Here is a 14067-nt window from a genome sequence, read left to right on the forward strand (position 1 = left end):
ATGTCAAACGCTTTCAAATTGTAATCATGACAAAAAGACTCTGCCAGCGGAATGCCAGCAGAGTTGTTCATAAGGTAAAGGAATTAAACCAGGAACGCTTTAGAGATGATGACCAACAAGATGAACAGAACAAGGATTGCACCGATGGATGTGAAACCACCGTATCCACCAAGACCTCCAACATTTCCATATCCTACTTCACTCATGTAATCTCCTCCTCTTTTGTGTTATGTCATAAGGTATTCAGATCGTTGTGTATTGACAAGGCTTTTGAGCCAATCATCAAAAAAAGGGCGCTATCCGCTTATGCAGCAGACAGAAACCCCATCATCATACTGACCATTGTCTTCCATCGGAAGACTAGAGATCTTGAATTTTAACCTTCCTGCGCAATGGAAACACGGTGTATCTCATCTTCAGCCACTTTTACAGAAATAAAGCTGATCTGTTCTCCACCTTCAGTTGTTTCCTGTTGGGAAGCAACAGCTAAGCCGTTGTGGTATAACGTCTCGGTATTTACAGGGAAAGTAGCCTTCCAGACAAAGGGTTTTCCAGATTGCAGCGTCACTTCACTCTCTGTATTCCCCATATGTTTAACCATAATGTTCCGGTTAAGGATAGGGATATTACCCATTTCCGCCCATGCCAGTGAATGAGTAAGTCTCGGTAAGGTGCTGATTACGGATGCTCCATTTCCCGTAATTCCCATCAATCCGGCGGCCACGGAACCTATCACGCAATAAGATACCTCCGGGTAATCCCGTCGCTCCAATGATGGATTTACCAGCTCTTTCAATTCACTAAAGGCTTCTTCATTTTGGCCATACCGGTAAAAGATATCCGGTAAGTAAGTCTTTCCTTCAACGTTAGCAACACGATGGATCTTGACATCCTCAAGTGCCTTATACAGTTTCTCCGGGTCACTGACCGACCCGTAATAGAGAGGGAGAAATGTTCCTTCTGCATTATAGCCTGTTAGGAAAGAATGATCTTGCAGCTTCGCGCCGAAGAAGCGCCCCTCCTCCTCGTTCCACCATTCCTGCTCATAACGCTGTTTCAGGTCTTGCGCCTTGGTGGCGTACACTTCCGCTATCTCCGTTTGGCCCCTGAGACGGGCAAGATAGACAAATGCACGGTAACCGGCAATTTGAGCAGCAATCATATCACCACCTATCAAAGGCTGATGTCCAGCCTCGTTGAAGGTAGCCAGGCCCCTGCGTCCGTATTCAGGATAATATTCCAATACTCCGTCTCCGTCTTTGTCCCAGGTGTTCGTATATTCATTTAAAGTTAAACTAAAGAAATCCAGTAATTTACTGTTATTCAAATAATAATTATCGCCTGTCCATAAGTACTGACGTAAGCTGGCGTCAATAATGTCGAAATTCGCGGGGAGATTATACCAAAAATCCTCATCACTTTCATAATCGACTGGGGCAGGAACTTTGTCTTTATTGATCTCCCAGTACGTGCACCAGTCACGTGACTCGGCAATATTTTCGGCAAAATGCATGATCATGTTCTTGGTATGAAGACGAAGCCCAAGGACAGCAGCTCCGGTGCTATGGTGCATGACATCACGGATGCAAAATGCTTCTCTGGCTGGAAGAGCGGCTTCGTACCATAGCCCGACGGGATCTTCACCAAAGTGGGCATATTCCAGCGCCTGCCTTTTGGCCCAAACAAAACCTTCATTCAACTCCTTATCAGAAGATTGAAAAGTTACTGCACCAGCTTGGGATTCTACTTCTCTCTCATAAGGCATGTCAAAGTCACTCCTATCCCTTTTCGGTTTAACTTTCCTTGGAACCTGAGAAGGTCAGACCTTCCATAAACGCTTTTTGCGCGGTGAAGAATAATAGGATACACGGTAAAGTGATTACAACAGCCGCTGCCATTAACAAGTTGGTATCTGTGGCATAGGTACCCTGAAACCCCGCTAAACCAAGCGTAAGTGTCTTCCATTTGTCGCTATTGATATAAATAAGCGGTCCCATGAAGTTGTTCCAGGAGCCCATAAAGACCATGACGCCAACCGCCATCAGAGCCGGTTTGGACAGCGGCAGGAAAATCTTCCACCAAATTTTAAAGTAACCGCAGCCGTCGATGATCGCTGCTTCCTCCAATGCGACGGGTAGCCGGGAATAGAACTGACGTAGCAAAAAGATATAGAACGCCGATCCAAAGAAGGCTGGAACGATCAGCGGGTACAGCGTATCGAGCATGCCCAGATTCTTGAACAGAATGAATTGCGGAATCATCGTAACCTCGCTCGGTAGCAGCATGGTTGACAGCACCAGTACGAACAAAATCCCGCTTCCCCTCACCTTCAAGCGGGCAAAGGCATAACCCACAATAGATGAAGAAAGAACCGTACCCATGATAGGGAACACCGTTGTGATCACAGTATTGACCAGATAACGACCAAACGGGAATGCGGTGAGCGCCTTCGCATAATTATCCCAGCGCCAGTGATCAGGCCATATGCTCATTCCTGAAACTGCAACCTCTTCCAGACTCCTTAGAGAGGCAGAAACCATCCACAGAAAGGGATACAGGAACATAACGGCTCCGATCAGCAGCAATATATAGGCCAGCCAATGCACCTTTTTGTGAGCAGATTTACGCTCTTTTTTTACGGACACGACGCTTCCTCCTTCCGGTTTGCTCTGTTTCGTAATAAACCCATAATGCACTGCTGCGGAATACGAGCGCAGTGAACAGAAGGATAATCACAAAGAGTACCCAGGCCAGGGCCGAACCGTAACCCATTTTGAACCACATAAAGGCATTTTGATATAGATAGTAGGCATAAAATAACAACGAATTATCAGGTCCGCCGTTAACCATGAAACCTTGGGTAAAGGTCTGGAATGCCCCAATCATGCTTGTAACGGTGTTGAAAAATAAAATCGGTGAAATCTGTGGTAGCGTCACATGCCAGGCTTTTCTTGCTGCCGTTGCTCCATCAATCTCAGCCGCCTCATACAAGCTTTGTGGAATATCCGAAAGACCGGCCAGATAGATAATCATATTGCCTCCGACCGTCCAAAGACTCATGATAATGACTGCTGGCATTGACCATTCTGGACTGGAGAACCAGCCAGGGCCTTCGATACCAATCAAACGCAGTAATGAATTGACCAGACCGACATTCGGGTTAAAGATCCAGATAAACAGCACCATTTGTGCAACACCCTGCACGAGCGTTGGCAAATAATAGATGGTACGGAAAAAATAGATCCCGCGCAGCTTCAAATTCATCAGCAAGGCAATCGCTAAAGAGAGAATGACCTGCAAGGGTACACTTACGAGTGTGTAATAGAAGGTCACGGACAGCGATTTATAAAACATAGTATCCTTGAACAGCATGCGGTAGTTGTCCAAACCGATCCATTTTGGATCGCTGACGACCTCCCATTTGTTGAAACTGATATAGAATGAGAAAATCATCGGACCTACCGTAAATAACAGAAAGCCAATAATCCAGACTGAGACGAACAAATAAAAACTTGCCGTTTGGGTATGGATAATTCTCTTTTTCACAAGAACTCTGGTAATGGTATAAATAATAGCGAATACTAGCACGATAACGGTCAGAAAAGGGAGAAGAGGCAACAATGCTGCCGGTGCCCCTATTCCTTCATAGAAATTGTAGATCCCTTCTATTATTCCATTCATAGTTTGCTCCCGTTAGTTTTGTTGTAAAATCTTGTTTATCTTCTCTGCCACCTGCGGGAATACTTCCTTAACGTCCTTGTTTCCAATTCCGATTGGTGTTGTATCATCGATAGCTTTCATCTCGTTGTTGATTTCATTCGTACCCTTCTGGGCTTCCTGTGTATGCTGCTTCTCGGCGGCAAGTACGAAGGCTTTCAGGTTCTTGTCGGGGGAAACCGTTTCAAACGCACTTGTTGCACTGAAAATAACCGGAACCCCATAGGCATTCTTGTTCCCTCCGATGATTTTTTGCACCTCTTCGTTTTGTGTAAGGTGATTAATGAACGTTTCTGCGGCTTCAGCATTCTTGCTGTCCTTGCTTAGAGCCAGTCCATTAACTTCTTTGGAACCGCCGTTCCCTGGGAAAGGGACAATATCCCATTTGAACTTCTGCACATCAGCCATTTGCGGTAAATACCAAGGACCAAAGTCGGTGAACATGCCAATTCTTCCACCCAGGTACCAGTTCATCATGCTTTGTCCCTGCTTCTCACTATCGTTCGGCACGATGCCGGCTTGTTTGCTAGAGACAATATACTCGGCAGCGGCTATGACTTCTGGTGAATCTAGTGCTGACCTACTCAGATCATCGCTGTAAAATTGACCACCAAACGCATATATCCAGTTACCGAGCCACAGCGGTTCTGAACCAAAAATCTTTGTTGCCCCTTCTCCAGACGTGAGATTCTTTGCGATGTCATTGAATTGTTCAACCGTCATCGGTTCAGTCTTGCTTGGAAGCGGAATGTTATTTTTCTCAAAAAGATCGACGTTAATCGCCATAACTTTAGGCTTGATAATAAATGGTGCTGCATATGCTTTGCCATCCACACTCATGGAATCGACGAGGGAAGGTGAACTGAAGAGCGATTCATCCAACTTCAATTCTTGGAAAGCGTTTGCAAAACCGGGCAAATCCCCTCCTGAGATCAGCATGACATCAGGAGTCGTACCTCCAGCAATCATCGTTTGTAGCTTGGTGAGATAATCCTTCTGAATCCACTGGCTCTCAACCTGAATGTCGGGGTAATTTGTCTCGAAGTTATCAATGGCTTGCTTGATCGCATCAGCTTCTGACTGAGCTCCCCAGAAGGCAAATGTTATTTTACCCTTGTCTTTCATCCCGCCCTGACTTTCCGACGAGTTCCCTCCATTTCCGGAACACGCCGACAATGCAATTACAACAAGTAGAGATAAAATAATCAAAGACCATTTTTTCATCATTTTTCCCCCTATTGAATTGAATATTTAAATAAAAATCAATCTTCCACGTCTCCTATGGATCTGATTTTCGCGCCGCAGCTGCTTCTAATAATCAGCTTCGACGGAATCACGATCTTTAACGGTACTTCTCTGCCGCCGATCCGTTCTAGCAGCATTTTCACCGCACTCTGGCCCATTTGTTCAGTGTAGATTTTCACCGTGGTTAACGGCGGATTGGCGTAAGAAGCCATTTCAATATCATCGATGCCGACCATTGCGATATCTTTCGGAACCTTTAAACCGGCTTCTTTTAAGGCCCTCCCAGCAGCTATCGCCATGGGGTCGGAACCAATCAGGAAAGCTTCCGGTAAATCCTGCTTATCAATCACTTCCTTCATGAGCTGATACCCGGTAGACATGGAGAAATTATTACCGATATGGACATGCTCAGGCAGGTACAGATTTTTCTGCTTCATATAAGATTCAAAACTGCTTTGCCGTTGATCCACTGAATCGATACCAGAGTTGGAACCAAAACGATTGATGAAATCACGTGAGCTGATCAGGCCAATTTTTGTATAGCCAAGTCCAGTAAGATGATCCAAAGCCATCCGAGTTACCTTGTCAAAATCGACGACGACGGAATCAAAGCGGTCCTCATCCGGCGAATAGTCGACAAAAACAATGTTATGTATTCGGCTGAAGTACAAATTGTATGGATCAAATTCAAACTTGCCAATCACTATAAGGCCATCAAGCCCCGAAAGGCTTTCATACGAATCATGGTTCATCCAGCGAATCGTCCGAGTAATGTGAAGCCCCAGCTGATTGAATTCTTTCTCGATTTGCAGCCTTATAGTCAGGTAATACGGGTCCTCCGACTCAAATTGCTCCGAACAGAAGGTCACCAATCCAATTTTATAATCTTTCAACTGCGCCGCTTGATTGGTATGACGACGCTGGGTTACTTTATATTGCAGCTGTTCTGCAGCAGAAAGAATTTTTCTTCTTGTTTCCTCCAATACCGATAAAGAAGGATCCCCGTTCAGTACACGGGAAACTGTAGATGGAGAAACACCGGCCAGACTTGCAATATCACGAATTGTTGGCACTACTGATCACCTTTTCACTTCATATTTGGGAAACACCCCTCACAATCATTTTATAGTTTTGCTAACCACTTGCCAATCACATTGTGTTTTGTTTACTAAACATTAGCGAACTAATGTGTGTTTTCAATATATCAGAGATCAATTTGTTTGACAATACCTTATTGTCATCGCTTACATCTATTTTTATTAGTATAAAACGCTAATTATATCCCGTATTACGTATATTTATTTTATTTGTTTACTAAACTTTTTGTAAACATTATACTCTAAACTAGGTATCGTTACTCCCATTATCTATTTTACAAGCAGGAGGTATTATGAAAACTTTAATCAACTACGATTGTCCCACTGTAATTATTAACAGTAACAGCCCCTTATTTGAGAGCTTTATCAACATCGAAACCATTACGGAGAACCTTTTTCTGATCCATATCCGACTAACAGCTGCAAAAAAAGAACAGCCGCCAGTGTGCCGGATCGAGTGGTCTACTCCCGCCGTAGACATCCACTCTTTATGGCATCCGGGAACCGACCGTAATAAAGCCCTTCAAGTAGATTGGGGTGATGGTTTCCAATCCAAAAGCACTTCTCTCGCACCTGTGGCCTCTCTATATAATCTAGAGGGACGAAATCGAATGACCTTCGCTTTTACTGATGCATTGAACAACGTGTCGATAAAAGCCGGTATTCATGAAGAGGATTCCACCTTCCTATGCTCTGTTACCCTGTTTGAAGAAGCGATGCCGAAACTCGATCATTACGAAGCAACGCTTCGAATCGACCGTAGGGATATCCCCTTCTATAAGGCGCTTGAAGATGTAACCAAGTGGTGGGAAGGCCTTCCGGGCTATGAACCCGCCGCAGTTCCTGATGTGGCCCTCCGTCCTATGTACTCCACATGGTATTCCTATCATCAGAAACTGACCGCTGCCGAATTGGAGGAACAATGCAGACTTGCTAAGGAACTTGGCTGTGACACTATTATCGTTGATGATGGCTGGCAGACGGACGACAACAACCGGGGTTATGCGTATACCGGGGACTGGGAAGTCTATGCGGGTAAGATTCCGGACATGAGAGCTCATGTGGATACCGTACATCGACTGGGTATGAAATATATGTTATGGTACTCCGTGCCATTTGTAGGGAAGCGCAGCAAGGTATGGAGCAAGTTCGAGAATAAACTATTGCGGGTAGATGAGAAGCTGAATGCGGGAGTGCTGGACCCCCGGTACCCGGATGTGCGGGAATACTTGATCAACACCTATGAACAGGCCGTATCCGGGTGGGATATTGACGGTCTGAAGCTGGATTTCGTGGATAGTTTCAGACTGAGCCCGGATCAGAAGGAGGGAACGGCGGAAGGTCGGGATTATGAATCAGTGCCTGAAGCGGTGGACCGCCTGCTCTCCAATGTTATGGAGCGACTGAGAGCCATCAAGCCGGATATTCTCATCGAATTCCGTCAAACGTACATCGGCCCATTAATGCGAAAATACGGCAACATGTTCCGGGCCAATGATTGCCCGAACGACTCTATCCAAAATCGCATCCGTACGCTTGACCTGCGACTATTGTCAGGGAATACAGCCGTCCATTCCGACATGATAATGTTCAACCCTAAAGAATCGGTCGAAAGCGCAGCCATGCAGCTGATCAACGTTCTCTTCTCCGTGCCTCAAATCTCTGTTCGTCTCGATGAGATTGGAGAAGCATACGCTGGAATGCTCCGCTTCTGGCTCTCCTTCTGTAAGGAGAATAGTGACATTCTGCTAAAAGGTAAGTTAGTTCCGGAACAACCCGAGCTACTTTACCCACTTGTCAGTGCTCAAAAAGGAGATGCGAAAATTGTCGCTGTTTACGCTAATATCGTTGTCCCAATGGATGCTTCCTATGACCGATTTATTGTAGCCAACGGAACTTATAACGAACAAGTCGTTGTCCGTTGCCACCATCCGGGTCGTTACAATCTAACTGTAAAAAATTGCTGCGGTCAAGTTGTTCTACTTCGTCAAATCGAGCTTCAGGACGGTTTGCACGAGCTGCCCATCGCAAGAGCTGGTCTAGTAATTTTACAACGTATAGATGATTCAGGAGAGATATGAGCAGATCATTCAATAGTAGACTGGTGCCTTCCGAGGTCATAGCCCTGTCACATAGACAATAAAAAAAGATTTTTAAAGCGGCGACTTTTTCCCGGAATTCAATTGGGGAGAGGTCGCCCTATTTGTTTTGGGAAGATGACAAAAGTCACCTTAAACGAGTTACTTTGTACACTTATATACAATTTAAATATACTCGATACTTAGGTTACACAAAAAACAGACGAGGTGCTTACCATGAATCCAATATCTTTAACAATCTCATTATTAATTGTCGTACTTATTTTGAGGGGCGTTATCCAGGGCAGCAAGAAGCCATTGCACGAATCAGGCCGGAAATTATTAATTCCGATCCTTTATATCTCTTCATCTTTGTTTGAATTGTTCGACCCTACATTGGTGCTTACATCAGGCAGAATGATCAGTTCGATCGCTATAGGTGCAATTCTGTCGATCCCATTAATTCTGGTGACGCAATTCGAGCGGAAATCGGATGGCAAGATGTATTATAAAAGAAACGTATCTCTTTATGTTTTAATTATTGTTATCTTCTCGATCCGATTCTTTGACTTCTTGTTCATCTCAGGCATTGATCCCAAGACTCTTGGATTCCTGAATAATGTAGTTGCCCTGTCCTATATTGCCATTTGGCGAATAGCTAGCTTCATTAAATTTCATAATTCCAAGTCTAGTACGTTCAGAGCTTGGGACAAAACTGCTTAATCGTACGATTAGCTAGAGCTGGTTGACTTGGCATATCAAGCATGTTAACCTAGGCCGAGTATTAACAATGATTGTCAAACCCTCCTACTCTTATAATGATGAAAGGTAATTCAACAAATGATGATTTATAGTCGTCTCGCCATCATGATGCCCCCCTTTCCCTAGCTAGGCTCATATTCTTGTTGTCATAACAGAGTATAAGCTTGTAGGAGGGCTAATATATAATGAAGAAATATGCTGTACCATCTTTGCTTTTAATGATTGTTCTTATCGCTTTTCCACAAATCAGCGAAACTATCTACACTCCATCGCTGCCAGATATCGCAGCAGCACTTGGTGTATCTAATAGTTCCGTACAATTCACGTTAAGCATCTATTTTATAGGATTTGCCTTAGGCGTTTTCTGCTGGGGCTGGCTGTCCGACTTGATTGGTCGCAGACCTGCAATGCTGGGCGGTCTCATCGTATATGGGATCGGAAGCTTGATGTGCTTTTATTCGGAATCGATTCAGTTGCTTCTCATCGGCCGTTTCGTACAGGCTTTCGGTGCCGCAACTGGCTCGATTATCACCCAAACCATGCTTCGAGAAAGTGTATCGGGAGATCGAAGACATGCGATGTTTGCCCAAATCTCTGCTGTCATTGCATTTACACCGGCAGTTGGACCACTGATTGGTGGTTGGATTGATCAGGCCCTTGGCTTCAGATGGGTATTCTTTGCGTTAGTACTGATGAGCGTTTTGTTGTTCATATATGCTTTTCTTAAACTGCCGGAGACAACGAACGTTTCTTTACGATCCAAGGTGGCTATACTTCCGGTTGTTAAAAAGATGCTCGCCATGCCGCGCGTAATGGTGTTTGGCGTATTGATCGGTGGTATTAACGGAGTTTTATTCAGTTATTATGCCGAAGCTCCCTTCATCTTCATTGAACACTTTGATCTGTCGCCTGGCGTTTATGGTTTTCTGGGCATTATTGTGGCCTTGGCATCGGTGTTCGGTGCAATGATCTCCAAAAGATTATTGACCGTTTACGCACCGGAAAAGATTATTCGTTTGGGTTGTCTGGTCATGACCAGCGGGGCTCTGCTCCTAACCCTTGGAAGCAGCTTGTCTATGCTGCCCAATCTTTTGCAAATCATCTGCATGTTAACTGCCATGTTTGTTCTGTTGATTGGCGCAGGTATTGCTTTGCCCAATTGTCTAAGTCTTGCGCTTGTTCATTTTCAAGATGTAATTGGCACAGCAGGTGCCATATTCAGCTTGGGCTACTATTTGCTGGTAAGCCTTACGACATGGGGAATGGGTACTCTGCATAACGGTTCATTGCTGATAATGCCCTTATATTTTCTAATCATTAGCGTCGGAATGTTGTGGCTTGGCAAAAGATTTATCTCAGAAGAATAATCTATTAGGGTAATTCATTTGTATTATAAATAATACGAAGAAATGTCCCGGGGCACATTTCAAAAAAAATAGAAGCAGTCCAGTACTTTTATCGTATCTGGGCTGCTTTTATTCATATTGTTGAACATAAAGTCTGAAAGCCAAATCGGCTTATCAAACGTTTTTAATGTTTTATATCCATATCTGCAACCTTAACTTTGAAGATTCCACGCATATACGGAAGCAGCGAAATTACACCTACCAAAGCCAACACAACCCCGACCCAGATCGGCGCAACCAGGCCGTAACCGGCACTAATGGCCAAGCCACCAACAGAAGATCCTACCACTACACCAAAGGTGACGATCGCGGTATGAACGGTGTTCACCATCAGACCACTTCCTCCCGAGCGTATCACTCGCGCGACCATAGGCGGATTCATTGGAACCCCGACCAACCCGATGATGACTACAGCAGGAATAACCACGGCAGCTGTATGTACGCCAATGGCGAATGTCAGAAGACCAAACGTCAAGAGAACAAGCCCTATCGTTAGAATCAGCATGGTGTATCGGTCCGCCAGTCGACCAGTAATCAGATTACCAACAACCGTAGCAGCTCCATACACAACAAACAATAGTGGCACCGCGGACGTTGAAAAGCCCGTCAGCTCTGTAAAAATTGGAGCAAAGTAGCTGAATGCTGCAAAGGTAGCTCCTATAATAAGAAAACTTGTCAGGTAAGCCGCCCATAGCTTGCGATTGCGAAAAGATTTCATTTCATGACGCAAACTTGTGGGCTCCGGTCTAGATAATACAGGGATCAACCTCAATGCAGTTACTCCTGACAGTAGAACAAGAATGGCGACCGCCCAAAAACTGAAACGCCAGCCATAAGCATCGGCCACCCACGTTGCAGCAGGTGTACCCAGAACCGTGGCGATCATAAGACCACCGAAGATTATCGACACCGCCCGTCCCCGCTGGTTTTCTTCCACCAGCGAAGCAGAGATCGAGATTGATACGCCAAAAGCAGCCGAGGAAGCAACACCTGCTATGATGCGTGAGGCCATCATAACCTCATAGCTACCTGCGATCGCGCCAAGCAACTGTCCAGCGAGAAACACACCGGTTAGCATAATAAATGCTTTTTTCCTAGGCATATTCAGCAGAGCAGCGGTTAGTAAGGGACCTCCTACGACCATCCCCGCTGAAAAGGCTGTAATCAAATATCCTACTTGCGAGACAGATATTCCAAATTCCCCCGCAAGTGTATTCATCATTCCAGCTACCATAAATTCTGAGGTAGTCATGCAAAAAATAGCCGAGCTAAGCACATAGATTGCCAATGGCATCTTCAATTCCCCTTTTCATATGAGTTATAAAACTACACTATTGTAATGATCGGTACAAAACTAATGCAAAAAAAAGCGCCGGATTACCCGGCTAGTAAATAGCTGCCAATGTACCTTCTACAATACTTTTTGCCAGATCACGGTTCTGTGAAGAACTGTTAAGCACGCGAAGTCCGTAATAGCTGCTTAGAAACAGGCTTGCCAGTTCTTTGGCTGGTCTCCCTGAAGTAATCTCTCCTGTCTGGACACCCTGCTCCATCAGATCACAAAGTGCATCCTCCAACAATCCGATATGCCGTGTCACCACTTCTTCAACCATAGGATCAACCCGTGCCCGTTCCATTGCTGCATTAATTAGGAGACAGCCTCTTCGCCCTGATTCCGAGAAATCTTCCTGTACACCCCACTCCAGCAGGCCGCGTAATCTTTCTTTCAACGGTAAGGGGCTCTGTAAAATCTCGCTTTGCTCCCGTATTCCTTCCTCATGGTAACGCTGGAGTACCTTTTCATATAAATCATGTTTGCTACCAAACGCATTATATAAACTGCCCTTCCCGAGACCGGTCTGTTTACATAGATCCTCAGTAGAGCACCCTTCGTATCCGTTCAACCAAAAGGCATCCATGGCTGCGTCAATCACAGCCGTATCCTTAAATTCTCGTGGTCTTCCACCTCTGGTCACTTCATTTCCTCCCTTCTCAACGAAATAATAAATCTTAGTATAGGTAATTTGTAACGTTCAGTCAAGAAGTTGTTTACAGCTCTATTGTTCTCTGTTACAGTGAAGATGTCATACCATATTAAATCGGGAAAGGAAGTCGGAATAAATGAAAATCGCAATTATTGGAGCGGGAAACATCGGTGGTAATCTCACCCGTCGTCTCACCAAACTTGGTCATGATGTCTCAATTGCTAACTCACGTGGTCCTCATACCTTGACGGATCTAGCTGAAGAGACAGGCGCAAAACCGCTTGAAGTAACGGAAGTCGCCCATGGAGCCGAGCTGGTCATTGTAACGATTCCACAAAAGAATATTCCGGATCTCCCTGATGGTATCTTAGACCAAACTGCACCTGGTGCTGCCATTATTGACACCGGGAACTATTACCCCCGTCAGCGTGACGGCTTGATTGCCGAGATCGAGGGTGGCTTACCTGAAAGCCGCTGGGTCGAGCAATTCTTGAAACATCCTGTCAACAAAGCCTTTAATGGGATTTCCGCTGTTAATCTGCTTGAACGTGGACTGCCTGCCGGCTCACCTGATCGACTTGCTCTCCCGGTAGCTGGTGATGATCCGGATACAAAGAAAATTGTACTTCAACTTGTCGAAGAGTTGGGATTTGACGCCATAGACGCCGGCGGTTTGGACGAATCGTGGCGCCAACAACCGGGGACTCCTAGTTACCAGGAGCATGGAGCGGATAGTCTTCGGCAGGCCTTATCGAATGCTAGTCCTGTACGAAGCGAGGACTTTAAAGCTTGATCATTTGAAATTCCAGGACATTGAATAAGTCATCATCCACCGCCCTTTCGGGCGGTTTTTCGTCTGATCATATTTATTCTATGAAATACAACTGATGCTTCTTGCGGTACTCTCCAGGCGTAAGGGAAGTTTGACGTTTGAACAACCGAGTAAAATAGTTATGGTCCTGCAGTCCACACAACTCGCCGATACGCTTCAGTGGAAGCTCCGAATGTGCCAATAACCGCTTGGCCTTCTCCATTTGCAGGTGATGCTTGTATTGGAGCGGGCTCATCCCCGTATACTGCTTCAGGCAGCGGGCCAGGTAATCAAAATGATAAAGTAGATCACGCTCCATCTGTCCGGAATCAAACGGCTGCTCCAGGCGTTGACCAAGATAAGTTGCCACCTTCTCGCTTAGAAAATAGGAACGAGCCTGCGGGCTGTTCTGTCTCATTCCCTTCTGTAATTGCAGCAGGAATTGGCCCAACAGAACATGAAGCTCGAAGGAACGCTGACGGGTGAGTACATGGTGCAGCTCAAGCATTTCTTTCAGAATCGGCTCCAGGTTACGTAGATCCACCGCGGCGAATTTGGGAATTTCAATGACTCCTGGGGGAGCCTCAATATCCTGATCTGTTTGTTGCAGCAAAGGCTGCTCCCAAGTCGTCTTTTCTTTCAAAATCATCTTTTGCACAGAGGGAAGCTGGAAATGAATCCAGTATACTTCCGTCTGCACATCCGTTGGTCTATAGCCACGGTGGTCTTTGCCAGGTTCAAGAACCAGCATCATACCTTCCGCAATCTCGTAACGGAGGCCATCTTCCTCCATGTACAGCGCTCCTTTGGCGCAAATAATAAGATCAAACACATCAAAGCTACGCTGGGCATGCTGCATGCCCGGCTGCCATTCGGTGTGCCCAATGGCTGCTAATAGCGGAAACGGCGGAACTTGAAGTTCAAGTACAAGCATGAGATCCCTCCTTTGTTTAAAATGTAGATAAT

At 45.4% G+C, this 14067-nt stretch carries 13 protein-coding genes; 4 read left to right on the forward strand and 9 right to left on the reverse strand.

Annotated elements, in window-relative coordinates:
* Window positions 1-83: 83 nt before the first annotated feature.
* The 6 genes from gpAD87_RS31490 to gpAD87_RS12035 all read right to left on the reverse strand — a co-directional run bounded on the left by gpAD87_RS31490 (window position 84) and on the right by gpAD87_RS12035 (window position 6035).
* Window positions 84-206, reverse strand: coding sequence for a sporulation protein YjcZ (locus gpAD87_RS31490; RefSeq protein WP_079697598.1), 123 nt, complete (start codon window positions 204-206; stop codon window positions 84-86).
* Window positions 207-376: 170 nt separating this feature from the next.
* Window positions 377-1765 carry an MGH1-like glycoside hydrolase domain-containing protein gene (locus gpAD87_RS12015; RefSeq protein ID WP_064638592.1) on the reverse strand — a complete coding sequence of 463 codons (1389 nt, stop codon included), beginning with the start codon at window positions 1763-1765 and terminating at the stop codon, window positions 377-379.
* Between the two features lie 28 nt (window positions 1766-1793).
* Window positions 1794-2645 (reverse strand): carbohydrate ABC transporter permease, encoded by an 852-nt coding sequence (locus tag gpAD87_RS12020; protein WP_064638593.1) that lies wholly within the window; start codon window positions 2643-2645, stop codon window positions 1794-1796.
* On the reverse strand, window positions 2623-3681 hold the full coding sequence (locus tag gpAD87_RS12025; protein ID WP_082935097.1) for a carbohydrate ABC transporter permease: 1059 nt from the start codon (window positions 3679-3681) through the stop codon (window positions 2623-2625). The genes gpAD87_RS12020 and gpAD87_RS12025 overlap by 23 nt, the downstream gene beginning before the upstream one ends.
* A 12-nt stretch (window positions 3682-3693) precedes the next feature.
* The gene (locus gpAD87_RS12030) at window positions 3694-4941 is read right to left on the reverse strand and encodes a sugar ABC transporter substrate-binding protein (RefSeq protein ID WP_064638595.1); all 1248 of its coding nucleotides are present in this window, start codon (window positions 4939-4941) and stop codon (window positions 3694-3696) included.
* A 38-nt stretch (window positions 4942-4979) separates the two neighbouring features.
* Window positions 4980-6035: a LacI family DNA-binding transcriptional regulator gene (locus gpAD87_RS12035; protein ID WP_064638597.1), complete on the reverse strand. Its 1056-nt coding sequence runs from the start codon at window positions 6033-6035 to the stop codon at window positions 4980-4982.
* 317 nt (window positions 6036-6352) lie between these two features.
* Here gpAD87_RS12035 and gpAD87_RS12040 point away from each other — a divergent pair, with 317 nt between their 5' ends.
* The 3 genes from gpAD87_RS12040 (at window position 6353) to gpAD87_RS12050 (ending at window position 10266) form a co-directional block, all read left to right on the forward strand.
* Window positions 6353-8140 carry a glycoside hydrolase family 36 protein gene (locus gpAD87_RS12040; RefSeq protein WP_082935099.1) on the forward strand — a complete coding sequence of 596 codons (1788 nt, stop codon included), beginning with the start codon at window positions 6353-6355 and terminating at the stop codon, window positions 8138-8140.
* 234 nt (window positions 8141-8374) lie between these two features.
* Window positions 8375-8860, forward strand: coding sequence for a CcdC protein domain-containing protein (locus tag gpAD87_RS12045; protein ID WP_063565158.1), 486 nt, complete (start codon window positions 8375-8377; stop codon window positions 8858-8860).
* Window positions 8861-9084: 224 nt separating this feature from the next.
* On the forward strand, window positions 9085-10266 hold the full coding sequence (locus gpAD87_RS12050) for a multidrug effflux MFS transporter (protein ID WP_064638598.1): 1182 nt from the start codon (window positions 9085-9087) through the stop codon (window positions 10264-10266).
* A 163-nt stretch (window positions 10267-10429) separates the two neighbouring features.
* Here gpAD87_RS12050 and gpAD87_RS12055 read toward each other — a convergent pair whose 3' ends face one another.
* Together gpAD87_RS12055 and gpAD87_RS12060 are read right to left on the reverse strand one after the other, a co-directional pair.
* Window positions 10430-11599 (reverse strand): MFS transporter, encoded by a 1170-nt coding sequence (locus gpAD87_RS12055; RefSeq protein WP_064638600.1) that lies wholly within the window; start codon window positions 11597-11599, stop codon window positions 10430-10432.
* A gap of 91 nt (window positions 11600-11690) precedes the next feature.
* Window positions 11691-12281, reverse strand: coding sequence for a TetR/AcrR family transcriptional regulator (locus gpAD87_RS12060; protein ID WP_064638602.1), 591 nt, complete (start codon window positions 12279-12281; stop codon window positions 11691-11693).
* A gap of 145 nt (window positions 12282-12426) precedes the next feature.
* Between gpAD87_RS12060 and gpAD87_RS12065 the strand changes: the two genes are divergently transcribed.
* Window positions 12427-13083, forward strand: a complete 657-nt coding sequence (locus gpAD87_RS12065) for an NADPH-dependent F420 reductase (protein WP_064638603.1) — start codon at window positions 12427-12429, stop codon at window positions 13081-13083.
* A gap of 73 nt (window positions 13084-13156) precedes the next feature.
* On the opposite strand, the gene gpAD87_RS12070 is transcribed toward gpAD87_RS12065, so the two are convergent.
* A complete protein-coding gene (locus gpAD87_RS12070) occupies window positions 13157-14035 on the reverse strand; it encodes a helix-turn-helix transcriptional regulator (protein WP_064638605.1) in 879 nt (292 codons plus the stop codon).
* Window positions 14036-14067: the final 32 nt, after the last annotated feature.

The sequence above is a fragment of the Paenibacillus sp. AD87 genome, assembly GCF_001659845.1.
In the GTDB taxonomy this organism is placed as follows: Bacteria; Bacillota; Bacilli; order Paenibacillales; family Paenibacillaceae; genus Paenibacillus; species Paenibacillus marchantiae.

Bases quoted from the DNA above. Each gene is read 5' to 3' on its own strand.
- gpAD87_RS12030 (WP_064638595.1), bottom strand. From the start codon at position 4,941: ATGAAAAAATGGTCTTTGATTATTTTATCTCTACTTGTTGTAATTGCA.
- gpAD87_RS12015 (WP_064638592.1), bottom strand. From the start codon at position 1,765: ATGCCTTATGAGAGAGAAGTAGAATCCCAAGCTGGTGCAGTAACTTTT.
- gpAD87_RS12045 (WP_063565158.1), top strand. From the start codon at position 8,375: ATGAATCCAATATCTTTAACAATCTCATTATTAATTGTCGTACTTATT.
- gpAD87_RS31490 (WP_079697598.1), bottom strand. From the start codon at position 206: ATGAGTGAAGTAGGATATGGAAATGTTGGAGGTCTTGGTGGATACGGT.
- gpAD87_RS12040 (WP_082935099.1), top strand. From the start codon at position 6,353: ATGAAAACTTTAATCAACTACGATTGTCCCACTGTAATTATTAACAGT.
- gpAD87_RS12050 (WP_064638598.1), top strand. From the start codon at position 9,085: ATGAAGAAATATGCTGTACCATCTTTGCTTTTAATGATTGTTCTTATC.
- gpAD87_RS12025 (WP_082935097.1), bottom strand. From the start codon at position 3,681: ATGAATGGAATAATAGAAGGGATCTACAATTTCTATGAAGGAATAGGG.
- gpAD87_RS12070 (WP_064638605.1), bottom strand. From the start codon at position 14,035: ATGCTTGTACTTGAACTTCAAGTTCCGCCGTTTCCGCTATTAGCAGCC.
- gpAD87_RS12065 (WP_064638603.1), top strand. From the start codon at position 12,427: ATGAAAATCGCAATTATTGGAGCGGGAAACATCGGTGGTAATCTCACC.
- gpAD87_RS12055 (WP_064638600.1), bottom strand. From the start codon at position 11,599: ATGCCATTGGCAATCTATGTGCTTAGCTCGGCTATTTTTTGCATGACT.